The sequence below is a fragment of the Paenilisteria newyorkensis genome (assembly GCF_000766145.1).
In the GTDB taxonomy this organism is placed as follows: domain Bacteria; phylum Bacillota; class Bacilli; order Lactobacillales; family Listeriaceae; genus Listeria_A; species Listeria_A newyorkensis.
Genome location: NZ_JNFB01000039.1, coordinates 129,830 through 154,525 on the forward strand (window position 1 = coordinate 129,830; position 24,696 = coordinate 154,525).

The 24,696-nt window shown below is 41.0% G+C and carries 29 protein-coding genes and 1 riboswitch; of the genes, 15 read left to right on the top strand and 14 right to left on the bottom strand.

Going from position 1 to position 24,696, the window contains the following annotated elements; genetic code table 11:
* Positions 1-102: 102 nt before the first annotated feature.
* Positions 103-1,206: a YqgU-like beta propeller domain-containing protein gene (locus EP58_RS12665; RefSeq protein ID WP_036093948.1), complete on the top strand. Its 1,104-nt coding sequence runs from the start codon at positions 103-105 to the stop codon at positions 1,204-1,206.
* A 64-nt stretch (positions 1,207-1,270) separates the two neighbouring features.
* On the opposite strand, the gene EP58_RS12670 is transcribed toward EP58_RS12665, so the two are convergent.
* Genes EP58_RS12670 through comGA form a run of 10 tightly spaced genes read right to left on the bottom strand, consistent with a single transcriptional unit; the run spans position 1,271 to position 7,435 of the window.
* Positions 1,271-2,092, bottom strand: a complete 822-nt coding sequence (locus EP58_RS12670) for an ABC transporter permease (RefSeq protein ID WP_052164861.1) — start codon at positions 2,090-2,092, stop codon at positions 1,271-1,273.
* The gene (locus tag EP58_RS12675) at positions 2,089-3,027 is read right to left on the bottom strand and encodes an ABC transporter ATP-binding protein (protein WP_036093950.1); all 939 of its coding nucleotides are present in this window, start codon (positions 3,025-3,027) and stop codon (positions 2,089-2,091) included. Before EP58_RS12675 ends, EP58_RS12670 begins: the two co-directional genes overlap by 4 nt.
* A complete protein-coding gene (locus EP58_RS12680; protein WP_077917917.1) occupies positions 3,024-3,539 on the bottom strand; it encodes a shikimate kinase in 516 nt (171 codons plus the stop codon). The genes EP58_RS12675 and EP58_RS12680 overlap by 4 nt, the downstream gene beginning before the upstream one ends.
* A gap of 23 nt (positions 3,540-3,562) precedes the next feature.
* Positions 3,563-3,925 carry a hypothetical protein gene (locus EP58_RS12685; RefSeq protein WP_036093951.1) on the bottom strand — a complete coding sequence of 121 codons (363 nt, stop codon included), beginning with the start codon at positions 3,923-3,925 and terminating at the stop codon, positions 3,563-3,565.
* 2 nt (positions 3,926-3,927) lie between these two features.
* Positions 3,928-4,383, bottom strand: coding sequence for a competence type IV pilus minor pilin ComGF (comGF, locus tag EP58_RS12690; RefSeq protein ID WP_052164862.1), 456 nt, complete (start codon positions 4,381-4,383; stop codon positions 3,928-3,930).
* Positions 4,349-4,648, bottom strand: coding sequence for a competence type IV pilus minor pilin ComGE (gene comGE / locus EP58_RS12695; RefSeq protein WP_036093952.1), 300 nt, complete (start codon positions 4,646-4,648; stop codon positions 4,349-4,351). Before comGE ends, comGF begins: the two co-directional genes overlap by 35 nt.
* The gene (gene comGD / locus EP58_RS12700) at positions 4,638-5,063 is read right to left on the bottom strand and encodes a competence type IV pilus minor pilin ComGD (RefSeq protein ID WP_036093954.1); all 426 of its coding nucleotides are present in this window, start codon (positions 5,061-5,063) and stop codon (positions 4,638-4,640) included. The genes comGE and comGD overlap by 11 nt, the downstream gene beginning before the upstream one ends.
* Complete coding sequence (gene comGC / locus EP58_RS12705) at positions 5,060-5,380, bottom strand: competence type IV pilus major pilin ComGC (protein WP_036093956.1); 321 nt, start codon at positions 5,378-5,380, stop codon at positions 5,060-5,062. Before comGC ends, comGD begins: the two co-directional genes overlap by 4 nt.
* Positions 5,381-5,406: 26 nt before the next feature.
* Positions 5,407-6,438 carry a competence type IV pilus assembly protein ComGB gene (gene comGB / locus EP58_RS12710; RefSeq protein ID WP_036093958.1) on the bottom strand — a complete coding sequence of 344 codons (1,032 nt, stop codon included), beginning with the start codon at positions 6,436-6,438 and terminating at the stop codon, positions 5,407-5,409.
* Positions 6,416-7,435: a competence type IV pilus ATPase ComGA gene (gene comGA / locus EP58_RS12715; RefSeq protein ID WP_036093961.1), complete on the bottom strand. Its 1,020-nt coding sequence runs from the start codon at positions 7,433-7,435 to the stop codon at positions 6,416-6,418. The genes comGB and comGA overlap by 23 nt, the downstream gene beginning before the upstream one ends.
* Before the next feature lie 357 nt (positions 7,436-7,792).
* Positions 7,793-7,885, top strand: a riboswitch (glycine riboswitch).
* 96 nt (positions 7,886-7,981) lie between these two features.
* Here comGA and gcvT point away from each other — a divergent pair.
* The 3 genes from gcvT to gcvPB are packed head-to-tail and all read left to right on the top strand — an operon-like array spanning position 7,982 to position 11,913.
* The gene (gene gcvT / locus EP58_RS12720) at positions 7,982-9,070 is read left to right on the top strand and encodes a glycine cleavage system aminomethyltransferase GcvT (protein ID WP_036093962.1); all 1,089 of its coding nucleotides are present in this window, start codon (positions 7,982-7,984) and stop codon (positions 9,068-9,070) included.
* 15 nt (positions 9,071-9,085) lie between these two features.
* Positions 9,086-10,432 (top strand): aminomethyl-transferring glycine dehydrogenase subunit GcvPA, encoded by a 1,347-nt coding sequence (gene gcvPA, locus EP58_RS12725; RefSeq protein WP_036093963.1) that lies wholly within the window; start codon positions 9,086-9,088, stop codon positions 10,430-10,432.
* Entirely contained in the window at positions 10,429-11,913 is a 1,485-nt protein-coding gene (gcvPB, locus tag EP58_RS12730) for an aminomethyl-transferring glycine dehydrogenase subunit GcvPB (RefSeq protein ID WP_036093964.1), read from the top strand. The genes gcvPA and gcvPB overlap by 4 nt, the downstream gene beginning before the upstream one ends.
* A 43-nt stretch (positions 11,914-11,956) precedes the next feature.
* Here the strand turns inward: gcvPB and EP58_RS12735 are convergent, their stop codons facing one another.
* From EP58_RS12735 to EP58_RS12750, 4 genes are read right to left on the bottom strand one after another with little or no spacing between them, the layout of a single operon-like run.
* The gene (locus tag EP58_RS12735; protein ID WP_036093966.1) at positions 11,957-12,598 is read right to left on the bottom strand and encodes a pentapeptide repeat-containing protein; all 642 of its coding nucleotides are present in this window, start codon (positions 12,596-12,598) and stop codon (positions 11,957-11,959) included.
* A 55-nt stretch (positions 12,599-12,653) separates the two neighbouring features.
* Entirely contained in the window at positions 12,654-13,037 is a 384-nt protein-coding gene (locus EP58_RS12740) for a rhodanese-like domain-containing protein (protein ID WP_036094188.1), read from the bottom strand.
* A gap of 52 nt (positions 13,038-13,089) precedes the next feature.
* A complete protein-coding gene (locus EP58_RS12745) occupies positions 13,090-13,365 on the bottom strand; it encodes a hypothetical protein (RefSeq protein ID WP_036093968.1) in 276 nt (91 codons plus the stop codon).
* 12 nt (positions 13,366-13,377) lie between these two features.
* Positions 13,378-14,283: a DUF1385 domain-containing protein gene (locus EP58_RS12750; RefSeq protein WP_373862712.1), complete on the bottom strand. Its 906-nt coding sequence runs from the start codon at positions 14,281-14,283 to the stop codon at positions 13,378-13,380.
* 220 nt (positions 14,284-14,503) lie between these two features.
* Here EP58_RS12750 and EP58_RS12755 point away from each other — a divergent pair, with 220 nt between their 5' ends.
* From EP58_RS12755 to dxs, 11 genes are all read left to right on the top strand, one after another.
* The gene (locus EP58_RS12755; protein ID WP_036093972.1) at positions 14,504-15,565 is read left to right on the top strand and encodes a M24 family metallopeptidase; all 1,062 of its coding nucleotides are present in this window, start codon (positions 14,504-14,506) and stop codon (positions 15,563-15,565) included.
* A gap of 72 nt (positions 15,566-15,637) precedes the next feature.
* On the top strand, positions 15,638-16,201 hold the full coding sequence (efp, locus tag EP58_RS12760; RefSeq protein ID WP_036064947.1) for an elongation factor P: 564 nt from the start codon (positions 15,638-15,640) through the stop codon (positions 16,199-16,201).
* 207 nt (positions 16,202-16,408) lie between these two features.
* Positions 16,409-16,870, top strand: a complete 462-nt coding sequence (gene accB, locus EP58_RS12765; protein ID WP_036093975.1) for an acetyl-CoA carboxylase biotin carboxyl carrier protein — start codon at positions 16,409-16,411, stop codon at positions 16,868-16,870.
* Positions 16,871-16,882: 12 nt separating this feature from the next.
* Positions 16,883-18,238, top strand: a complete 1,356-nt coding sequence (gene accC / locus EP58_RS12770) for an acetyl-CoA carboxylase biotin carboxylase subunit (protein ID WP_036093977.1) — start codon at positions 16,883-16,885, stop codon at positions 18,236-18,238.
* A gap of 12 nt (positions 18,239-18,250) precedes the next feature.
* Positions 18,251-18,649 carry an Asp23/Gls24 family envelope stress response protein gene (locus EP58_RS12775; RefSeq protein ID WP_036093979.1) on the top strand — a complete coding sequence of 133 codons (399 nt, stop codon included), beginning with the start codon at positions 18,251-18,253 and terminating at the stop codon, positions 18,647-18,649.
* A gap of 42 nt (positions 18,650-18,691) precedes the next feature.
* Positions 18,692-19,084 (top strand): transcription antitermination factor NusB, encoded by a 393-nt coding sequence (gene nusB / locus EP58_RS12780; protein ID WP_036093981.1) that lies wholly within the window; start codon positions 18,692-18,694, stop codon positions 19,082-19,084.
* 130 nt (positions 19,085-19,214) lie between these two features.
* Positions 19,215-20,081 carry a bifunctional methylenetetrahydrofolate dehydrogenase/methenyltetrahydrofolate cyclohydrolase FolD gene (gene folD / locus EP58_RS12785; RefSeq protein ID WP_036093982.1) on the top strand — a complete coding sequence of 289 codons (867 nt, stop codon included), beginning with the start codon at positions 19,215-19,217 and terminating at the stop codon, positions 20,079-20,081.
* A gap of 71 nt (positions 20,082-20,152) precedes the next feature.
* Positions 20,153-21,493, top strand: a complete 1,341-nt coding sequence (gene xseA, locus EP58_RS12790; protein ID WP_036093983.1) for an exodeoxyribonuclease VII large subunit — start codon at positions 20,153-20,155, stop codon at positions 21,491-21,493.
* 2 nt (positions 21,494-21,495) lie between these two features.
* On the top strand, positions 21,496-21,729 hold the full coding sequence (gene xseB, locus EP58_RS12795) for an exodeoxyribonuclease VII small subunit (RefSeq protein WP_036062363.1): 234 nt from the start codon (positions 21,496-21,498) through the stop codon (positions 21,727-21,729).
* Positions 21,726-22,607, top strand: coding sequence for a polyprenyl synthetase family protein (locus EP58_RS12800; RefSeq protein ID WP_036093984.1), 882 nt, complete (start codon positions 21,726-21,728; stop codon positions 22,605-22,607). Before xseB ends, EP58_RS12800 begins: the two co-directional genes overlap by 4 nt.
* A gap of 194 nt (positions 22,608-22,801) precedes the next feature.
* Positions 22,802-24,694 carry a 1-deoxy-D-xylulose-5-phosphate synthase gene (dxs, locus tag EP58_RS12805; protein WP_036093985.1) on the top strand — a complete coding sequence of 631 codons (1,893 nt, stop codon included), beginning with the start codon at positions 22,802-22,804 and terminating at the stop codon, positions 24,692-24,694.
* The last annotated feature ends 2 nt before the right edge of the window (positions 24,695-24,696 follow it).

Here is a 24,696-nt window from a genome sequence, read left to right on the forward strand (position 1 = left end):
TGGTAGGCATCTAGCTTTTCTTTTTCGTAATTGGAAGTTTGTTTCACTTCCTTGATGTCAGGGTAAAATAGTAGTAGCATATTAGCAAATGGAGGGAAAGAGATGAGTAAAATTCGCATACGTTTTATAGTTACAATCCTTGGACTTTTATTTCTTTCCTACGGCTGCCAAAATGAGCAGGTACCTGTCAGCAAAGAAGAGAAAATAACAACCTCGAATAAAATTAAAACCTTAAACATTCAGCCTAAAGAGTTTCAACGCATTGTGGGCTGGATAGACGACGAGAATGTTCTACTGCAACTGAAAAAAGAGGGGAAAATAACCTTCGAAAGGCTCAATGTTTTTAGTGGGAAGCAACATCAGATATACGAAACAACACATGTGATTTCAGAAGTAGTCATTAGCCCAAATCGGGATTGTTTCCTTATTTATTCTGCAGAAAGTAAAGATAAGGCGAATTTGGATATTATTTCTATAGATGGATCTATAATGAGCACAAAAGAAGTAAAGCCACAAAGTATCGAATTTTCTTGGAATCAAGATGATCAAAATAAAATGTTCCTCACCACATTCGATACAGATTGGAATTACCAAGTGTTTCAATGGGATATCCCAACTGGTAATATAACCCGATTAAATACAGATTCACCATTTGTTTCTTGGTATAGTGATAATTTATTTGTCTTTAATCAAAAGCTATCACCACAGAAGGACAGAGGGGATCTCTATCTAGAAGATATACGGGATAAAACAGTTAAAAATCTTGTGGTTGCAGATGTATATAAATTCGCCGTATCTGCCAATACATTGCTAACAATTGAGCCAAGTAAAGAAGATAAAGCTATGGTATATAACTTCAGGACAGTTGGTTTTCAATCCTATTATCAATATGAAGCCCCAAGAGTATATGATGAATTGGGGACGTTCTTTCCATTCTACGATTTGAATGTGGAAAAGGAATCGTTTCTTACATTTGAGCCGTATGAAAGCAAAAAGTTAAAAGATCATGGTGGCGAGTTTAAGCTGGTCAAGGTGAGTCCTAAGGAGAAAAAGGCAGAAACAATACTGGAACTAACCAATAACGAACCAATTGTTACATCACCAAACGGTAAGTACTGTTTATACGGTTATCTATTTGATCAAATAATTGATTTAGAAACAAAAGACACCTTGTACTTGATACAACATCGTGATAAAATGTATTAAAAATGCCAGAAAAGCACTATCGTAATGAGATAGCTATTTTTCTGGCATTTTTTATTTCATAGAATTAAACAGAGACATCTCTTTTTTGGAAAAATACAAAGGAGAGGGCCATAAAAATAATATAATAGACGCTTAGGACACCAATGGCCAGTCCTGGTGAAAGTCCCTTTACATCCATTCCAAGGCCGTTTGCATGCATGCTGACATAGTATAGAGGAGCCATAAAGATGTATTTGAACCATTGGAATTGTTCTACCAACATAAGCGTAATTCCGCCCGCAATACTATTGATAAACAGTAGAAACAGTCCGATTCCTACAGCTAAAGCCTGGCTTCTTAATAGTGATGAAACCATGAATGCGATGGAAGTTGAAAAAATAAGTTGAATAGAGAAGTACCCTAATTGGTAACCAATCGCATTTATGGCTGTTTGGCCTGCATTCGTAATATCTCCATTCTCTGAGTAGTTCGGATTAACTGCACTAATATCTTGAGTTAGACTACCAAATGAAGTTAAAATTCCACCAATAACATAGGACATTACAACCGTGAATAGTGTCAAAAGAACTGCGTACATAAGAACAACGATGTATTTGGAAAGAAGGATCTGCCAACGTTGATATGGACGAATTAGCAGTAACTTTATCGTTCCATAACTAAATTCAGATGACACAACTGCACTAGCTACGACGATAGAAAAGAGGGCTACCATAAACATGCTGATGCTGTTTACGGATAACATAAGCTGAACGTTATCAATATCTGGGACAAAAGATTTAAAACTCGCGGATAGAGCAAGAATGATAACTAAAATAATGAGAGGATATAGCCACGTACTGAACCTTAGTGATACTTTCTTTGTTTCATTTGCGATTAATGATATCATTCCATGCTACCCCCATTTGGTTTTGTAATTTCTAAGAACCGTTCCTCTAATGTTTTAGTATGTGCTTCTATCGCAAAAATAGAAACATCTTCTGCTACCAAATTCTTAACAAGTAATGGGATATTGGTGGGACTACTTTTTACAAAGAAATGAGATGTTCCATTATCAGCGAGTATGTAGTCAATATTCCAATTTGTGAGTAGTTTTTTAGACAATTCAAGCGGTTCAAGGTGCATGTGGAATGTCTGTAATTGTTCAGCTTCTGCCAGATTTTCTTGTTTCATATCTGCAATATGTGTCAATTCTCCGCGTTCTATGATTGCAAATCGATCACATAGCTGTTCCATCTCTGTTAGTAGATGCGAGGATACAAGAACACTGACACCATGGCTAGCTAAGGTTTTCATTTGTAAACGAAATTCTTTCATACCCTCTGGATCTAATCCATTTGTAGGTTCATCAAAAATTAATAATTTCGGTTCGTGTATTAGCGCCTGTGCAACACCCAATCGTTGTCTCATTCCAAGAGAGTATGTTTTAACTTTGTTGTTAATGGCTTTATCTAAATGTACAAGTTGGATAATTTCATTTAAACGCTCGTTGGAGATTTTGTTACGTGACATAGAAGCGAATGTTTTGAGATTCTGCAGTCCTGTCATGTATGGATAAAATTCTGGATTTTCCACGATAGCTCCGACTTGTTGAATAGCTTCTGTATAAGAGTCATCTATATTTTTTCCTAAGATCTTCACCTCGCCACTAGTCTTATTGATGAGTTTGACGATGCTTCGGATAATAGTCGTTTTTCCGGCGCCGTTAGGTCCTAGAAGTCCAAATATTTCACCTTCGTTCACTGAAAACGAGATATCTTTTATAATGGACTTAGCTCCAATGCGCTTGACTAAATGATTTATTTCTAAAACAGGTTGTGTCATAATAACTCCTTCCTTGTTTGAAAAGCTTGTTTTATTTGGGCCGCAATTTCTTCGGGTGTTAGCTCGTCCGTCTCTAATATCAGATGGGCCACACTTTCATAAAGCTTTGTTCGCGACTCACATAGAGCAATAATATCATCTCTACTTTTTTCTTGAATAAGCGGGCGTGTTGTGTCACCTTTTAATCGAGCAAGAAAAGTATCAGGTCTGGTCTTTAAGTAAACAACAAAATCAGCTGCTTCTAACTTCATTCGGTTATCACCAGATAGAATAATACCGCCTCCAGTTGAGATAATAGCATCTTGTAATAAAGCTCTTGTTAGCATTTGATGTTCTAATTTACGGAATGCCGGTTCGCCTAAATTTGCAAAAATTTCTGTAATTGATATCTGATGTTCGGATTGTATCTCTGTATCGATATCGACTAAAGGTAATGCTAGTTTTTCAGCCAGTATTTTCCCGACTGTCGATTTTCCAGCCCCCATAAATCCGGTTAAAACAATTTGATTCATGCAAGTCCTCCTTAAGCTTCTGTTTAATTTAGTAGAAGACGAAATTTCTGTAGCTTGGTATCCCAAAATATAGCTTGTTTGAGAGTATAGCCATTACTCAGCTCTGTGGTGGTCTCATATCTGATATAGTCTTCTGTACTATCTGCCCAATTATACCATAAAACAGCGTTATTGTGCTTTTCTGTAAATGTTTTTTGTTCGCTTTTTATACGTGAGATATTATTGAGGAGCGATAAATTTGTAAGAGTAGTAGCTAGATAATGATTTTGCAGCTGCTTTTCCATTTGCAGTTTGGAAACATAAATATTGGTTGCTCCAAGCATCGTAATAATACCTATTAACGTAATATAAAGGCATAGGATGTACGTAAACCCATTTGGGCGCATATTTATTCACTCCCTTCTGACTGAATATAAAAACGGGCAGATAACTGGGTATCATCTTCAAAAGTAACTTCATACAATAGCTCTTCCTCCGATTTTTTTGACCATTTATCTCGTTTTACATTTGTTAAAAGTGGTTCGTGCCCCTTGTTGTCAACAGAGCGACGAGTTAGATTTTGATACGCTTCATAGGTCACTAATTTGGATTGAGTGACGAAGGTTATTTTATGATCGGTGACAGTTAATCGAGTGCCAGTATTTAATTCTTTTCGCGTGTGATTCAAGAATAGTTGCCACTCATAATTTTTATCAATATCCATTATTTTTATAACAGATGTATAGCTTTGAAAAATAAGCGGAATGAAAGAAGCGATAATAATGACAATGAGCAGTGAAAAAAGAGATTCGATTAAGGTAAAACCTTGTTTATTTGATAGCGTAACAAATATTTTCTTTAGCATAAGTAGCGCAAAGTTGCTTCGCCTCCTGATTGTAAGTTATTCGATATGCTTGATTTTTAATAATTACATCATAGCTTGATGAAAAACGGCTGTTTAAATGAAATATACTTTCCTCAGAGAGTAATTGCTGAGCCGTGGTTCGTTGATTTTGCTTGTGCAGATTTTGTTTAATTTGCATCATTATAGGCAGTAAGGAAAGGACAACTAGGGAAAGTAAACTAAGAGCAAAGAGACTTTCCAATAAAGAAAAACCATCAGATTTCATCGATACGAAACCTCCCTTTTCCGATTTGAAAAATAAGTGCATATTTTTTGTTCTGGCCTTGAATGATGATCGTTTTGAATTTGCTGATATTTCCAAAGGGTGGAGAAAAGCGAAAGAGTTGCTCGCTTTTCTCTTGAAAATGTAAAGTAGGGGTGAATGTTCTTGATAATACTGATTGAGCAGATTTTCCTGAATAGGAATCATGATTACCGTTCAGCAGTAGCACGGTTTCTTGATTCGTAGTTATTGCTTCTGCTTGAAGATACATGATGTCCATTTTGAGCTGATCCAGACTTTGTTTTTCTAACAGATGAGTCATTAGATTACCGGCAGGAAGGACACTGATACCTAAAATAATAAAGCTAATGGAGAGAACAAGAAGCATTTCTATTAGAGTAAAACCATTCTTTTTCACGGGGCTTCCGTCACTTTGCCGCTACTATCAATCAAAACATCTTTACCATTTGGACATTTCTTCTGTTCGCCTTTTAGGTAACCCCCAGTTAGAAGATCTTGTAAGGAAGGTACTTTGTTATTTTCTAGTTGATACGCTTGCGCTTGTCCTTGGACCATTGTTATGAAAGCGTCGCATCCTTTGTCGTTGATTGACTTGCTTTGTTTCACAATGTTTGGGATCGTGAGTAAAAGTAGTACGCTGACCACGAGCAGAACGATTAACATTTCTACCAAAGTGAAACCTGATTCATCTTTCCAATTGATTTTTTTAAACATTTAAATCACTCCTATTTTTTTATTATTCAGATGGAATTTACCATCGAGAACATCGGGAAAAGGATGGATAAGTAAATGGATACAATAAGTACCCCTATAATCATGAATACAGCTGGTTGTATAAAGCTAAATATCTTTTCTATTTTTTCTTCGGATTTTTGATGGCATAGTTTGTAGTAAAATAGGAGTTCTTCGGCTAATTGACCATTTTTTTCGCCGTGTTGTATAATGTAAATCAATTCAGATTCAAAGATAGCAAAAGCAGCGAGAGATTTGGTGAATAATGTACCTTCAGAAAATGCTTTCTCAATAGATGTGCTAATGTGTTTGAAAAGTGGTGGGGAATCTTGTAGCGCAAATACTTGAACCATATCATTAATGGACAGACCACTTTTTAGAAGGTAACCACATTCTCGGGCAAATAATTGAGAATAGTGCAGACGCATAAACCTTTTGAAAATTGGGATCTTACAATATAGTTCAGCGCGTTCGTAGGAGTTCTTTTTTCTTTGTTTTGTTAGAAAAATGGTACATAACATGAATAAGACTCCTAAGAAGGCGAGAAATATCAGTGGCAATTTTTCTAGAATGAAATAGGTGAAATTGGTTGTTTGATTTTCTCCATGTGTCAACTGACTGAATAACATATCGAATTTTGGAAGTAGAAAAATGCGTAAAAGAAAGAAAACGACAATGACGGTCATGAAAAGGATAAGTGGGTATTGGAAAATTTTTCGTAATGCCTTTTGTTGCTCAGCTTTTCGCATGAGGTGATCTCCAGTTTCTTGGACAGTCTCATTAAAATAGCCATGTTTGCTAGCATAGTGAAGCTGTGTGCAGACGAAGCTGGGGAAGTTTGCTTGTAGTAGGGCTTCGCTAAAAGGAGCACCTGAAGAGAGCGTTTCAATCATTTTTGTGTTCCGAGATGTATCTTTTGGTGTTGTGATAGAGAGAAAAGAAATTGCTTCTTCCATAGTAAAACCCTTACTTAGAAGATCGGCGAGTCGTATGAGAAATTCGCCGTCAGCACGCCAATTATTGCGGAGAGAAAAAGCCATAACAAACTCCTTTCTTGAGTTGTTTACTTATGTTGCTTACTAAATCGATTTCTACTGAAGTTATAAGAAAGTCGTTAATTTGTTCCTTCTCTATAAATTCATAAAGAGCTGTCCTTTTTTGGGAGAGATGATTGCATAAAGCGTGGCATCTACTAGTGCAAAACATGCAATGTAAGTGTTTTAGTTGTTGATGGGATATGCCAATGAGGCATTGCCGCAGTTCTTCTTTATCGACACCCAGCTCAAGGAGGCGCGATAGGACTCCATATGTGCTGTCTGCGTGCACTGTGCTCAAAACAAGGTGCCCTGTCAAAGCGCTTCGAATAACCATTTTTGCTGTGTGCGAATCTCTAATCTCACCGACAATTAAGATATCTGGGTCGTGTCGAAGTGTTGCTCGGATGATATCTGCATAGTCGAGTCCCGCTTTTTCGTTAATTTGTACTTGTAAAAATGCCGACATTGGGCGCTCGACAGGGTCTTCAATAGTAATAATCTGCAATGGATGTTGCAAACTCAAAGAATGGGCCAAACTGTACATACTGGATGTTTTGCCGCTGCCGGTCGCTCCTGAAAATAAAAGGAGCCCTGTCCGTTTCTGGGCAAGAGAAAGTATATGGTGCGTTATTCGTTGGAAAATACTACTTTTTTGAAAAGGCACTATTTCTTGTTCTGAAAATACACGAATAACCATACTTTCAATAAAGCGGAAGTTGGGTATAGTGGCGAGTCGAACGGATACTTTACGTCCTTGAATATCTGTTTGAAAGGCGCCGCTTTGGGGTTTTCTAGTCTCGCTAATATCCATGAACCCTCGGTATTTCAAATGCGCGAGTAGGCGCTCACCATTATCAATTGGGATAGAGGCAAAAAATTGTAGTCTTCCATTGATACGTAGCAGGATACGATAGTGTGCTTCGGCTGGAATTACATGCACATCGCTTGCTGTGAGTAGAATAGCTTGATTTAAAAGGGTGTTAGCTAAATTTTGAATCATGTGGCAGGCTCCTTATTTGTGTCTATGTTAAACGTATTCGCCATAACTACGCTATTTCCCTTTTCATCTAAAAAAGGGAGTTTGTGATTTTTAGGGGTTAAAAGAGTCCAGAAATGAATTTTAAGAGAGAAAACAGGGAGAAAAACTTGAGAGTCAGGGTTAGAAAAATATTTTAGTCATCACCGATTGTTCGATTGTTCACATACGTATGATAGAAGTGTCAATTACAGATAAAGCCCTTTCATTCCGAACTATATATCTAAAAACATAAAATCGAGGTCTTAAATTTAATTATTTGCCGAACGATAGGGTCTCGTGGTAACATATAGGAAAGGCAACTAATACATAAAAGAGCGGATGAAAATAGACAGAGAGACTGCAGATTTTGCAGCGCCGACGGGGAAAGCATGGGAATGTGAAACTCTCAGGCAAAAGGATGTTTATGGGACGCAACTCTGGAGGCATTATTCCTTATTTTTGGAGTACGACAGAGACTTATTTTAACGAGTAAGTCCTTTTAGTATGCAAAAAAAGAGGAGGATTCACATGACAGATTTAAAGAAAACGCCTATTTTTCCTTTGTACGAAAAGTATGGTGCGAAAACAATTGATTTTGGTGGATGGGATTTACCAGTACAATTTTCAGGAATAAAGGCCGAGCATGAGGCTGTACGAACAGATGCTGGGCTATTTGATGTGTCGCACATGGGGGAAGTGGCGGTGCAGGGAACTGGGAGTTTGCCATTTTTACAAAAAGTATTGTCTAACGATATTTCGAAGCTGAAGATTGGGAAAGCACAGTATAATATTATGTGTTACGAAACTGGTGGTGTAGTGGATGACTTAGTTGTTTATATGAGAGCAGATGATGATTATCTACTCGTTGTGAACGCATCGAACACCGAAAAAGATTTTGAATGGTTGGAGAAACATGCGTCAGAAGGCGTTAACGTGCAAAATGTTTCCGCAGATTATGGACAATTGGCTTTGCAAGGACCTAATGCTGAGGCTATATTAGCTACTCTAACGAATGCGGATTTAGCGGCACTTACTTTCTTTGGTTTCGTTGACAATGTGGAAGTAGCAGGGGTTACAGCGCTTATTTCAAGATCGGGCTATACAGGGGAAGATGGTTTTGAAATTTATACAAAAGCTTCAGATACACCTCAAGTTTGGGAAGCCATCTTAGAAAAAGACGTACTGCCAATCGGCCTTGGTGCACGTGATACGCTACGTTTTGAAGCAAACTTGGCACTCTATGGTCAAGAGCTAACACAAGATATATCTCCACTCGAGGCCGGCGTTGGTTTTGCGGTGAAATTAAAAAAAGAGGCAGATTTCATTGGTAAACATGCATTGTTAGCGCAGAAAGAAGCTGGCTTATCGCGTAAATCTGTCGGTATCGAGCTGATTGATCGCGGAATTCCGAGACATGACTATAAAGTTTTCATGGGAGATAAAGAAATCGGAATTGTAACGAGTGGCACACAATCGCCTACGCTTGGCAAAAACTTAGGTTTAGCGCTGATTGATATTGATTACACGGCGCTAGATACCGAAGTGGAAGTCGAGGTTCGTAATAAGAAATTGAAGGCAAAAGTAGTTCCAACCCCATTCTATAAACGCGCAAAATAAGGAGGATGTAATATTATGGCGAAACATCGTTTTTTACCAATGACTGAACAAGATGAAAAGGATATGTTAGATACAATTGGCGTTTCTTCTATTGATGAACTTTTTACGGATATTCCGGAGTCGATTCGCTTTAACCGGGAATATGATCTGAAACCTGCGAAATCAGAGCCAGCTCTTTTGAAAGAATTGGCTAAGCTGGCTAGTAAAAATGCAGATTCTGTGGAGTATGCGTCCTTTTTAGGGGCTGGTGTGTATAATCATTACATTCCGACTGTAGTAGATAGCGTTATTTCTCGATCTGAATTTTATACGGCTTACACGCCTTATCAGCCGGAGATTTCACAAGGGGAATTACAAGCTATTTTCGAATTTCAAACAATGATTGCAGAAATTACAGGTATGGATTTAGCGAATTCTTCTATGTATGACGGGGGGACGTCACTCGCCGAAGCTGCGATGCTGGCTAGCGCCCACACAAAACGTAAAAAAATCTTAATTTCAAAAGCGGTACACCCAGAATCGCGCAATGTTGTAAAAACGTATGCGAAGGGGCAACATATTGAGGTTATTGAGATTGATGAGAAAGATGGCGTGACAGATTTGGCGGCTCTAGAATCGCAAGTGGATGACACCGTGGCTGCAGTCATTGTCCAATATCCGAACTTTTACGGTCAAGTCGAGGCGTTACAAGAAATAGAGCCGTTAGCACATGATAACAAGGCGCTATTTGTTGTTTCGAGTAACCCATTAGCACTCGGAGCATTGACGCCGCCTGGTAAATTTGGAGCGGATATTGTCGTCGGTGATTCCCAAGTATTCGGAATTTCTGAAGCGTTTGGTGGACCACATTGCGGCTACTTCGCGGTTAGTTCTAAGTTAACGCGTAAAGTTCCTGGACGCCTTGTCGGGGAAACCGTGGATGAGAACGGAAAACGTGGTTATGTATTGACATTGCAAGCGCGCGAACAACATATTCGTCGTGATAAAGCGACATCAAACATTTGCTCCAATCAAGCTTTAAATGCGCTGGCTTCTTCTGTGGCAATGAGTGCGCTTGGTAAGCAAGGTATCACCGAAATGGCGAAACAAAACATTGATAAATCACATTTTGCGAAGAAAGCTTTCCAAGACAAAGGATTTGATGTTATTTCTGGCGATGCGTTCTTCAATGAATTTGTCGTGAAGTTATCGAAACCGGTCAAAGAAGTAAACCTGGAATTGCTAGATCAAGGCTTTATCGGCGGATACGACTTGGGAATTTACGAGGAGAAATACGCCAACCATATGCTTGTAGCTGTCACAGAAATGCGTACAAAAGAAGAAATTGAGACGTTTGTAACAAGTTTGGAGGGTGCAAAATGAATAATAGCGAAACAATGCCATTAGTATTTGAGCGGTCGGTTCCAGGACGTATCGGGTATAGCTTACCAGAGCGCGATGTGCCAGAAGTAGATTTACAAAGTTTATTCGGCGCTGCGTACGTAAGGGAAACCCCTCCAGCCTTGCCAGAGTTGAGTGAACTGGAATTAATGCGCCACTATACAACGCTTTCTAACCATAATTTCGGCGTCGATTCAGGCTTTTATCCGCTTGGTTCTTGTACAATGAAATATAATCCAAAAATAAATGAAAAAGTAGCTCGATTCCCAGGTTTTGCGAACATTCATCCGTATCAACCGGAAGAATCAGTGCAAGGTGCGATGGAATTGCTCTACGATTTACAAGAAAGTTTGGTTGAAATCACAGGTATGGACGAAGTTACGTTACAGCCGGCTGCTGGTGCGCATGGCGAGTGGACGGCTCTCATGCTGATTCGCGCTTTCCACGAGGCGAATGGCGACCATCACCGTACGAAAGTGATCATCCCAGATTCAGCGCATGGAACGAACCCAGCTTCTGCATCTGTTGCTGGATTTGACATCATCACTGTTAAGTCTAACGAAAAAGGACTTGTCGACATTGAGGATCTAAAAAACGCGGTAGGCGATGATACGGCTGCATTAATGCTAACGAATCCAAACACGCTTGGCCTTTTTGAAGCAGATATTGTAGAAATGGCAGATATCGTGCATAAAGCTGGCGGAAAACTGTATTATGACGGCGCGAACTTGAATGCGATTATGGCAAAAGTTCGTCCTGGTGACATGGGCTTTGACGCTGTGCATTTGAATTTGCATAAAACATTCACGGGACCTCATGGTGGTGGCGGACCTGGATCAGGACCAATCGGCGTGAAGAAGGACTTGATTCCATTTTTACCAACCCCAGTTTTAACGAAAAAAGAGGATAAATATACATTTGACTACAATTATCCGCAATCGATTGGACGTGTGAAACCTTATTATGGTAACTTCGGTATCAACGTTCGCGCGTACACGTATATCCGTACGATGGGGCCAGATGGTCTGAAAAAAGTGACGGAATATGCTGTGTTGAATGCGAATTATATGATGCGCCGTTTAGAAGGAGCGTACGATTTGCCGTTTGACCAAGTCTGCAAACATGAATTCGTGCTTTCTGGAAAACGCCAAAAACAATTAGGTGTCCGTACGTTGGATATCGCTAAGCGTCTGTTGGATCATAATTTCCATCCACCGACTGTATACTTCCCGCTAATTGTGGAAGAAGCTATCATGATTGAGCCGACAGAAACCGAGTCAAAAGAGACGTTGGATGGCTTTATCGATGTCATGCTTAAAATTGCGAAAGAAGCAGAGGACAATCCTGAAATTGTACAAGAAGCGCCATATAATACGTATGTAAAACGCTTGGACGAAACACGCGCGGCCAGAAAACCGGTCTTGCGTTACCAAGAAAAAGTAGAAGACGAAGTAACGACATGAGAAGAGGCCGTGTTCCCAACTTAGCTGGGGAACACGGCCTCTTTTAGTCTTCTTCAGTGATTACAACGCCCAAAGCCCTAGCGAAACTGAGCGCTTGTTCAGATGTCACGCGACAACCTCGCAATTTATCGAGTGAAACAGTCATGCCATCAAAGTGATTGACGCTCAAATCAATACTTTCCATCATAACATTAGAGAAATTAGCCTCATTCAACTTACAATTTATAATTTCCGAATGCTTCAATTCACTCTCATAAAAATCTGCGTTTATGAGCGAACAATCATGCCATTCTACTTGTTTAAATTTCGAAAAACCGAGCGAACTCATCGTCATGAGACAGTTTTGAAAGAGGGTGTTATGTATCAAAGAATCTGAGAGGTCAGCGCCAGTTAGCTTGCAATCAATGAATTGGCAACGGTGAATGACTGCAGAATTAAAAGCAACATTTGAAAGGTTACACTTCTCAAAAATGACATCAGTAAGTTCAATATTCGGGAATTCAAGGGTCACAAAGTTCACGTTTCGCAGAATGACTTGGTCGAGAACGATTCGCTCCATTGGATCAAAATCAAAGTCACGATCTTCTATCAATACTTCGCGCAGGTACACCTCTTCTGAAAGCCAATTTTGATCCAGTGGTTCCAAATGCGCTGGTATTTTTGGTGTTTGCATTTTTTTCGACATGATAAAACCTCCTAAAAAAGCCACTAAGCAATAGACGCGCTCAGTGGCTGTATGCTTATTTTGATTTTGTTTTTCCTGTCCATCTTTTGTAGCCGCCTTTTAGTTGGAACACGTTCTTGTAGCCGGCTTTGTAAAGCATGATTGCGGCACGGTTGCTTCGTTGTGCGCTTTGGCAATACAAGTAAACAGGTAAGTCTTGACGAATTTCTGCTTTTCGAGCTTTCATTTGGGACATCGGAATGTTTCTTGCTCCTAAAATGTGCCCCGCGTCGAATTCTTTCGGCTCGCGCACATCGATTAGTTGCGCTTTCCGGTAGTCTTTTTTGAATTCTTCCTCGGTTAAAATGGTTAACGCTTTCTTGCGCATCGTATATTGATACACTTCATAGCCTAGCAAAACGAGCAAAATCGCAATTGCTAAGACCCAACTCCAGTCAATATTCAAGCTGATATACCCCTTTCGTTTCTTTATCTCCACTTACCATTATAACTTATTTTTTCTTTCCATCAATGACTTTCAAGGAAGTTTTTCGTTTTTTTGTTTGCGGTTGATTTTTCGCACGTAGTTTTTGGGATTGTTTGACCGCCGCCTCATATTTATCGTCTTTTTTCGGTCTGTTTCCTAAGAAGCGGAAGAGCAGCCAGATGATGAGGATTAAAATAATCGATACGACCAGGCTGCTAATAATACTTTTAAAGCCTACGAAAAAGATACCGAACACTGCTAAAATAGCTAAAATATAAAACCAAATAGGGAATGTACGCATATTTTTTTCACCTCATTCTAGTAATTCTAGGTTTTTAGGTAGTGCTTCTTCTCGTTTGTCTTTTTCGACGCGGTGCAATTCGTTAAACGAGGCGATGGCTACTTCCACTTGGTCATCTTGCGGTTCTTTTGTTGTTAAAAGTTGTAGCCACAAACCTGGAACGCCGAGATATTTCAAAATTGGGATGTTGCGGCATTTATTCGTTAGTTGTAGGACTTCAAACGCTACGCCGAGTACAACGGGGATGAGTAGAATCCGGTTGACTACGCGAACCCAGAGTGGGTCTGTTGGCACGAGCATATAGATAAACATGCCGACAATCACAGTAAACAGGATGAAACTGGAACCGCAACGATAGTGAAGTCGTGATCTGCTTTGGACATTTTCGACGGTGAGCTCTAAATCAGCCTCATAGCAATTGATGACTTTATGCTCTGCGCCGTGATATTGGAACACACGCTTGATGATGGGCGTTTGGGAAACGGCGAAAATATAGCCGAGCAATAGAATTAATTTGAATAGTGTCTCGAGCATGATTTGTCCCATATCGCCCGACACGACTGGTCGGAAAAGGTTCGCGATAAAAACCGGAATGAGTGTCATGACAAATTTTGCGAAGATGAAGGACAGCACCCCGACAACTGCCACGCCTAGCCACATCGCGAGTTTGGACTCTTTGGTCTCGATTTTCTTATTTTCTGCTTCGTCAAGCGGGTCCTCATCATAACGATCGGTTGCGAAGGTTAGATGCTTGGAGCCGATTGCGCTTGATTCGATCAAAGCAACGATGCCCCGAATAAAAGGGATGCGCTTCAACGTTTGCACCCAGCCAGGTGGGTTTTTCGTTAAATAAAAGTATTCAATCGTGCCATCTTTTCGCCGGATAGCAGTGACGGTTTCTCTACGGCCGCCGAACATTACACCTTCGACCACGGCCTGACCGCCATATATTCCTTTTGTCTGTTCACTCAAAATCGTTCACCAGCCTTATTTAGTATACAACTGCTATTCTACGCTAATTTGCCGAATTCGTATAGTTATAACGCATAAAAAAAGTTATTTTGCGCGGTTTGTGATAGAATAGCTGTATTCGAGTGGAAAAATAGTTACATAACGAAACATTTTAGGAGGAATTAGAATGACGAAATTAGCAAAGATTCAAGCAGTTTTAGAAGATAGAAATATGGAAGCTGTCCTTGTGACGAGTGACTATAACCGCCGCTACGTAGCAGATTTCACAGGAACGACTGGTATGGCTTTAATCACGCCAAAACAAGCTTTTTTCATTACAGATTTCCGTTATACAGAGCAAGCAGCTAAGCAGGCGGTAGGTTACGAAATCCGTCAAAACAAAGGTCCGATTTATGAAACAGTGCAAGCAATTATTGCAGAATTAGGGATTAAAACGCTTTATTTTGAGGAAGCTTACGTAACCGTCGCAGAACATAAATTAATGCAAAGCTTTTTCTCTGCAAAATTAGAGCCGTTTAGCGATTTATTTGAGGATATGCGTAAAGTCAAAACGGCGTCAGAACTCTCCGCGATTAAAACAGCTTGTGAAATCGCAGACGCAGCATTCACGCATATTTTGACGTTCATTAAACCGGGGTTGACAGAGCTAGAAGTATCTAATGAACTGGAATTTTTCATGCGTAGAAATGGGGCATCGGGATCTTCTTTTGACACGATTGTTGCTTCTGGATTACGCTCTGCCTTGCCGCACGGTGTTGCCTCGGACAAGATTATCGAAGTAGGCGACTTTGTGACGATGGATTACGGCTGTTATTACAATGGCTACTGCTCGGATATGACGCGCACGATTGCGATTGGCGAGCCTAGTGCCAAGTTAAAAGAAATCTACGCGGTGACTCTGGAAGCGCAACTTAAAGTCATCGACGCGCTAAAACCAGGCATGACGGGTATCCAAGCAGACGCTATTGCCCGCGATCACATTGCCTCAAAAGGATACGGGGAAGCATTTGGTCATTCATTAGGTCATGGTATCGGTTTAGAAATCCACGAAGGACCAAACCTTTCGATGAAGAGTCCTAATGTTCTTGTACCAGGAAATGTTGTTACGGATGAGCCGGGCATTTACTTACCGGGCATTGGTGGCGTGCGGATTGAAGATGATATTTTGATTACAGAAACAGGAAATGAAGTTTTAACACACTCGTCAAAAGAACTAATTATTTTATAGAATTGTATAATGGCGCGTTTTGTGGTTAAATAAGTAAGGATGAAACCAACTTAAAAGTAGGAGGATACAAAGATGATTTCAGTAAACGATTTTAAAACAGGTTTAACGATTGAAGTAGATAACGGCATCTGGCGCGTACTAGATTTCCAACATGTAAAACCAGGAAAGGGCGCTGCATTCGTTCGTTCGAAATTACGTAACTTACGTACTGGCGCTATTCAAGAAAAAACATTCCGTGGCGGCGAGAAAGTAGCCAAAGCACAGATCGATAACAATAAAATGCAATATTTGTACGCAAGCGGCGATCAACATGTCTTTATGAACACAGAAACATACGATCAAATCGAGCTACCAGAAAAACAAATCGAGTATGAATTGAAATTTTTACGTGAAAACATGGAAGTTCAAATCATGATGTACCAAGGAGAAACACTTGGTGTCGATTTGCCAAACACGGTGGAGTTGAAAGTCGTAGCGACAGACCCAGGAATCAAAGGCGACACGTCTTCTGGTGGCTCTAAACCGGCCACGCTTGAAACTGGTCTTGTTGTAAACGTTCCTTTCTTCGTTAATGTGGATGATACATTGGTTGTCAACACAACAGAAGGCGGATCCTACGTTTCCCGTGCACAATAATTGAAAAAATAGTCTGTCTAATTCTGTTCAGAGCCTACTTTTACGGTTCTATACTAGCAGAATGAGACAAGGCTATTTTTTTTCGCAAAAACACGGCGTTAAGCTACGAGTTTCTATAGAAAGTATGGTACAATAATTAGGATGCGTGACGAATGCATTTGAACTTATATATATTTTATAGATGAATTTTGAGGAGTGTTATAAATAATGTTATCAATTAACGAGATTAAGCAACTTGTGAAATTAGTAGATGAGTCTTCATTGACTGAGTTCGAATACGAGACAGAACAAGGCAAAATCAAAATGAAAAAAGGTGGCGAACACGCGCTAGCACCAGTAGTTTCCACACCAGCAGTTCAAGCAGTTCTTCCAGCGCCTCAAGTAGAAACAGAAGTAGTCGCGGCAACACCAGCTGCACCAACAGAAGACCTTCACATTATTACATCACCAATGGTCGGCACGTTTTACAGCTCTCCAAATCCAGAAAGCCCAGCGTTTGTAGAAGTCGGCACAGTCGTTCACGAAAAAACAGTTGTTGGGATTATCGAAGCCATGAAATTACTAAATGATGTGGACGCAGATGTGAATGGCGAAATCGTTGAAGTACTTGCTTCAAACGGAGAATTAGTCGAATTCGGTCAGCCACTATTTAAAGTTAGAAAGAAATAAGGGGTAATAATCATGATAAAAAAAATATTGATTGCGAACCGTGGCGAAATCGCAGTTCGTATCATCCGCGCTGCAAAAGAGATGAATATTGAAACGGTTGCCATTTATTCAGAAGCAGATGCTGAGAGCCTACATATCCAACTAGCAGACGAAGCATACTGTGTTGGTCCTGCATCTACGAAAGAAAGCTATCTCAACATGTCAAACATTATTAGCGTTGCTGTATTGACGAATTGCGATGCGATTCATCCAGGCTATGGTTTCTTAGCGGAAAACGCTGATTTTGCGGAGCTTTGCCAAGATTGTAATATTATTTTCATCGGTCCAAGCGCTGATGCTATTTCTCAAATGGGAACGAAAGATGTCGCGCGCGAAACCATGAAAAAAGCTGGCGTTCCAGTAGTTCCGGGCTCTACAGGGATTATTAAAGACGTAGAAGAAGCGAAGAAATTAGCGAAAAAAATCGGCTATCCAGTCATCATCAAAGCAACAGCAGGTGGTGGCGGTAAAGGGATTCGTGTTGCGGAAGACGAAGAGAAGCTCATCTCTGGTTTGCAAACCACGCAACAAGAAGCAGAAGCCGCATTTGGTGATTCTGGTGTGTACATCGAGAAATTTATCCAAGATTTCCGTCATGTAGAGATTCAGATCATGGCTGATAATTATGGAAATGCTATTCATCTAGGAGAGCGCGATTGTTCGATTCAACGTCGCCTTCAAAAACTCATTGAAGAAGCACCATCACCAGCCCTAGATGAAAAAATGCGTCAAAAAATGGGGAAAGCAGCTGTGAAAGCAGCAAAAGCCGTGAAATATTCTGGCGCTGGAACCATCGAATTTATTTACGAACCACACGAAAAAACGTTTTATTTTATGGAAATGAACACGCGTGTCCAAGTAGAGCATCCCGTAACAGAATGGATTACAGGAATCGATATCGTCAAGCAGCAAATCCTTGTTGCCTCTGGTGAACGTTTGACAATCAAACAAGAAGACGTGAAATTGACAGGCTGGGCGATTGAATGCCGTATTAACGCAGAAAATCCAGAAAAGAATTTCATGCCAGCACCAGGAGAAATTAAGTTTTACCTTCCACCAGGTGGTAATGGCGTCCGTGTGGATTCTGCCGCTTATCCGAACTACAAAATCCCGCCATACTACGATTCTATGGTAGCGAAAGTCATTTGTTACGGCGAAACCCGTGATGAAGCCATCGCTACAATGAAACGCGCATTAGGCGAATTTGCGATTGAAGGCATTCCAACAACGATTCCGTTCCATCTACGCGTGTTAGACCACGAAGTTTTTCAATCAGGGGACTTTAATACGAAATTCCTTGAAAAGTATGATGTAATGAATCTATCGTGAGGAGAGATAATCATGGCACTAACGAAAAATAAAAACGAGGAAACACTCGGTAAAATCGAAATTGCACCAGAAGTAATCGGTGTTATTGCAGGACTTGCCGCGGCAGAAGTTGAAAATGTGGCTGGTATGCAAGGCTCGTTTACTAATGAAATGCGCGAACGTCTTGGCGGTGCAGTGAACCACAGTAAAGGTGTTAAAATTGATCTAACCGAAGCTGGCATTGTGATCGATGTGTATTGCTATATTCAATTTGGCGCAACGATTCCACTTTTAGCACAAAACATCCAAGATAGCATTCGTGAAACCATTCTAAATATGACTGGCCTTGAAGTTGTAGAAGTGAACATCCATATTGTCGGTGTCCAATTCGAGCGACAAGAAACGATGTCATTTGATGAATTAGAAATTTAATAAGTAAGGCGAACCTTACTGAACTAAGGAGTAGAGCTTTTAATGAAAAGACGAGAAGCACGAGAAAAGGCTCTTCAAATATTGTTTCAGATGGAACTCAATGAGATGCATTTGGACCAAGCGATAGCCAACGTGATGGAAGACCAAAGCGATGCCTATGTCGATAAGTTAGTAGAAGGCGTCGTGGCCAATAAGACAGCGATTGATGGGCTGATTGCAGGGAATTTGGACAATTGGAGTATGGATCGATTAAATAAAGTCGACCTTGCTATCTTGCGGGTGAGTGTATTTGAAATGGTATATTGTGAAGATATTCCAGATCGAGTAAGCCTTAACGAATCCCTTGAAATCGCCAAAATTTTCAGCGACGAGAAGTCAAGTAAGTTTATCAATGGTGTTTTAGCCAATATCGCAAAAGATGACGGTATAGAATAAATATGTTTTTCTGCGCAGTATCATTTTAATTGACAAAAGTTTCGACAAATGAGTAATGTTACCTGTTTCGGGGCGCTTTTCGGGCCTCGGAAGCATCAGGTTTCATATAAATATTAAGGGGGCTTTTTTGATGGGACAAATTATTGATGGTAAAGAACTGGCGAAAAAAATTCAAGAAAACGTAACAAATGAGGTAGCTGAACTCGCGAAGCAAAATTTACAACCAGGACTTGCGGTTGTGCTTGTGGGCGATAATCAGGCAAGCCGTACATATGTAAGAAATAAGCAGAAGCGCACAGAAGAAGCAGGTATGAAATCCGTTTTAATCGAGTTACCAGAAGATATTTCAGAAGCGAAATTACTAGAAACAGTGGAAGATTTGAATAATGACGTGACGATTCACGGTATTTTAGTACAGTTACCACTTCCAAAGCATATTTCGGAGGACAAAGTGATCGACACCATTATTCCTGAAAAAGATGTCGACGGCTTCCACCCAATCAATGTTGGGAATCTTTATGTTGGCAAGGAAGCGTTTGTTCCGTGTACGCCAGCTGGGATTATTGAGCTGATTAAATCGACAGGTGTTTCTATCGAAGGCAAACAAGCGGTCGTTATCGGACGTAGTAATATTGTCGGAAAACCTGTAGCACAGCTCTTATTGCAAGAAAATGCGACGGTAACTATCGCGCACAGTCGCACGAAAGATTTACCAGCCGTTGCACGCACAGCAGATATTCTGGTTGTGGCCACTGGATTGGCTAAATTCATTAAAAAAGACGCGATTAAGCCTGGTGCTGTGGTCATCGATGTAGGTATGGATCGTGATGAAAATAATAAATTATGCGGCGACGTAGATTTTGATGACGTCAAAGATACTGCTGGGTTTATTACTCCGGTTCCTGGTGGCGTTGGCCCCATGACGATTACTATGCTGCTTGCGAACACATTAAAAGCGGCAAAACGCATTTGGGATACACAATTACAGACGAAATAAGTGTTTAGAAAATAGTCAGCATGTCGATTACTGGCATGCTGATAGAATTTTTATTGTAGGGTTGTGTGATGATGGAACAAGACAAATACCTCAGTGTTGAGGCGCTAACTAAATATATTGAAAAGAAATTCGAAGTGGATCCTTATTTGAAGAATGTCTACGTCAAAGGGGAAATTTCAAATTTTAAACAACCTGTCAGCGGTCATATGTATTTCACGCTGAAAGATGAAGGCGCTGAGCTTCGTTGTGTTATGTTCCAAAAATCGGCTGCTAAACTTGGATTTAAGCCTGAGGACGGTATGCAAATCATGTTGACCGGTCGCGTGAGTGTGTTTAGTAAAGGTGGACGTTATCAGCTCTATGCGGAGTGGATGGAGCCCGATGGTGTTGGTAGTCTTTACATCAAACTGGAACAATTAAAGAAACAATTAGACAAGGAGGGGCTTTTTGCGCAAAATCGCAAACGAGCGCTTCCTTCTTTTCCTGCAAAAGTGGGGATAATCACGTCGAAAACTGGGGCCGCGATTCGCGATATGATTACGACAATGAAGCGACGCATGCCATCAACGGAAATTTTGCTGTTTCCAACGATTGTGCAAGGTGAGACGGCAGCGCCAAATATTGTTCGGAATATTGAACGTGCTAATTTTCGGAATGATATTGATGTGTTGATTGTTGGCCGTGGTGGTGGCTCGATTGAGGATTTATGGGCTTTTAACGAGGAAGTTGTCGTTCGCGCTGTTGCAGATTCGGCTATTCCAGTTATTTCCGCCGTGGGGCATGAGACGGATACAACCTTGACAGATTATGTTGCGGATGTTCGGGCTGCGACGCCAACAGCAGCTGCAGAATTGGCCGTGCCAGATTATCGAGATTTGTTAGAACGCATAGCGGAGCGTCGGTTTCGCCTGATTCAAGCGATGAAGCAACGAGTAGATATTTCCAAGCAGCATGTGTCTAGGCAGCAAGAACGTTTAGTCATGCATGGACCTAAGCGCCAAATAGAACAGTATCAGGAGCGTACGGATTATTTTGTCGAACGTTTAGCGCGCGGATTGAAACAACATCTTATTTTGAAGCAACATGCTTTTGAACGGCTATCATTTCGTTTATCACACACTGGATTGGACCGTGAAATTGCACAGCAGAAGCAACAATTAGCGAATGTTCGAAAAGATTTGAATCAACAGATGAGCCACCTTGTCACTGCCAAACGACGAGATTTCTTGCAAAAAATAGAGGCCTTAGAGCATTTAAGTCCACTTGGCTTGCTGCAGCGTGGTTTTAGCGTTGTATATAAGGAAAATGAGATTTTATCATCGAGCGCGAATTTAGAAATTGGCGATGAAATTAAAGTGACGATGGCAGACGGAAAAATTCGTGCAAAAATCACAGAAAAGGAGGGCATCTAATCATGGCGACAAAAAAAATCAGTTATGAAGAGGCGATGAAGGAGTTAGAAGGCATCGTCCAAATGCTAGAAGAAGGCAACGTTTCGTTAGAAGACTCACTGGAAATGTATCAGCGTGGCATTGAATTGACGAAATTATGCCAAGAAAAACTAGCCGCAGCAGAGGATAAATTAGCCAAAGTGGTGACGGAATCGGATGAGGAAGAACCATTTCAGGCAGAAGAAGGTAAAAAATGATGACATTCGAGCAATTTATGCAACATTATAAAAAAGAAGTCGAGGCATGCATGAAAAAGGCGATTATTGCGACTGATTCTGATCAGAAGTTAGAGCAGTCGATGATTTACTCGTTGGAAGCTGGTGGCAAGCGCATTCGGCCGCTATTGATTCTAGCGACATTGATTGCTTTTGGGCGCGATCCAAGGTTGGGCTACCAAACAGCGGCTGCCATGGAAATGATCCATACATATAGTCTTATTCATGATGATTTGCCTGCGATGGATAATGATGATTTTAGACGTGGAAAGCTAACGAATCACAAGGTTTACGGCGAGGCAACCGCTATTTTGGCTGGAGATGCACTGCTCACCAAAGCCTTTGAAATGATTGTGAACGATTCCAACTTATCAGCTACAGTAAAAATCAGCTTAGTACAACTTTTCGCGAAAAGTGCAGGTGCAAATGGGATGGTAGGTGGCCAGCAAGCAGATATTCTTGGGGAAAACCAAGCCTTATCTCTTCCCGAGTTAGAGTCTATTCATCGTCGGAAAACGGGCGCTTTACTTAGTGCTTCTGTACTGAGTGGGGCAATTATTGCGGAAGCCTCTGAAGCGGATCAAGCTACATTAGCATCTTTTGCGCATCATATCGGCATCGCTTTTCAAATCTGTGATGATATTTTGGATGTGATTGGTGACTCCGAAAAAATGGGCAAAAAAACGGGTGCGGATGTTGATTTGCAAAAAAGCACGTATCCAGCACTATTATCACTTGGAGGGGCAAAGCAGGCTTTAGCGGAGCACACAGAATCAGCAAAACAAGCACTTCAAACAATGGATATCGATGCCACTTTTTTATTGGGTTTAACAGATTTGATTGCCGTGCGTGATTTTTAAAATAGCGAATTTAGCGGTGAGAAATACAAGATTGTAAGAAAGTGCTTCCTGTTTAAGGTGTGCTTTTTTTCATTTTTATAGTAAAATCCGCGGAACTGGTTTATAATGAGACCAATGGAAACATTTAAGGTAGCGCGAAAAGGCGTGCACCAAACGATATTGATGGAGAAATCCTAGAAAGTGAGTTGTTTTGTTTGGATTTATTGAAAATTACGGATCCTACGTTCGTGAAAGACTTGGACGTGACGCAAATGGAAGCGCTCAGTGCGGATATTCGCGAGTTCCTAATTCAATCGACTTCCAAAACGGGCGGGCATATTGGACCAAATCTTGGTGTTGTTGAGCTAACGGTAGCACTTCACCATTGTTTTGATAGCCCTGAAGATAAGTTTTTATGGGATGTCGGGCACCAATCCTACGTACACAAGATTTTAACTGGTAGAGCAAATAGATTTGATACATTACGGCAGCATGATGGTTTGGACGGATTTCCTAAGCGCAAAGAGTCGGAGCACGATGTCTGGGAGACTGGTCATAGTTCTACTTCGTTGTCCGCAGCAGCAGGAATGGCGATTGCAAGGGACATCCGCGGGCAGAAATACCACGTTTTGCCGATTATTGGCGACGGGGCTCTCACGGGCGGCATGGCGCTTGAAGCACTGAATCATATTGGTGATATGAAGAAAAACGTGATTGTGGTTTTAAATGATAACAACATGTCGATTGCGCCGAACGTTGGAGCAATGCATAACGTTTTAGGTAAGCTGCGTACATCGGGCAAATTTAAACGCGCGAAAAAAGATATTGAGGCGGCGATGAAAAAAATTCCGACGGCTGGTGATAAGATTGCTGGTGCCGCGGAACGTATTAAAGATAGCATTAAATATCTGCTTGTTCAGGGTACTTTTTTTGAAGAGATGGGGTACACGTATCTCGGTCCTGTGAATGGGCATGATTACAATGATTTGATTACGAATATGGAGTTTGCTAAAAAGGTAAAAGGCCCGGTTCTGATGCATGTTGTGACGACGAAAGGAAAAGGCTATCAACCCGCTGAATCCGATCGTATTGGCAATTGGCACGGTACTGGCCCTTACAAAATCGAGACTGGTGATTTTATCAAACCTGTTGGTGGGCCTCCTGCTTGGAGTGCTATCATTAGTGATGCGGTATTGGAATTGGCGCAAAAGGATGAACGCGTCGTTGCGATTACGCCTGCTATGCCGGTTGGTTCAAAGCTCGAAAAATTCGCTACGGCTTTTCCTGATCGGTTCTTCGATGTCGGGATTGCGGAACAACATGCGACAACGATGGCTGCTGGACTCGCGGCGCTTGATATGAAGCCATTTTTAGCGATTTATTCGACATTTTTACAGCGGGCGTATGACCAAGTGGTACATGATATTTGTCGGCAAGAGTTGAACGTGATGATTGGGATTGATCGCGCTGGACTTGTTGGTGCAGACGGCGAGACGCATCAGGGCATTTTTGATATTGGCTTTTTGCGTGGGATTCCAAATATGACGATTATGATGCCAAAAGATGAAAATGAAGCGCGGCATCTCGTGAAAACGGCGCATGATTATGATGCTGGGCCGATTGCGATTCGTTATCCACGTGGAAATGGAATCGGCGTTAAGATTGATGACGAGATGAAAGCAGTACCAATTGGTTCATGGGAAGCGCTCAGTGAGCCTGCTGACGTTGCTATTTTGACATTTGGGACGACGATTCCGATGGCTGTTGAGGCGGCGATGGAATTGAAACGTCAAGGTATTCAGGCTGGTGTCATTAACGCACGCTTCATTAAGCCGCTAGACAAGATGATGTTGCATGATTTGATGAAACGCGGCGTTCCGATTATAACGGTTGAAGAATCCCTTTTAAAAGGTGGATTTGGTACGGCGGTGCTCGAGTTTGCGGAAGAACATGGTTACGATCAAGCAGTTGTCAGACGAATCGGGCTTCCTGATACGTTTATTAGCCACGGTTCGGTCGATATGATCCTAGCAGAACACGGTATTTCAGCGCTTGGCATTTTAAGTACGATCCAAAAAATATTACCAGAAAAACAGATAAGGGCGTAGAG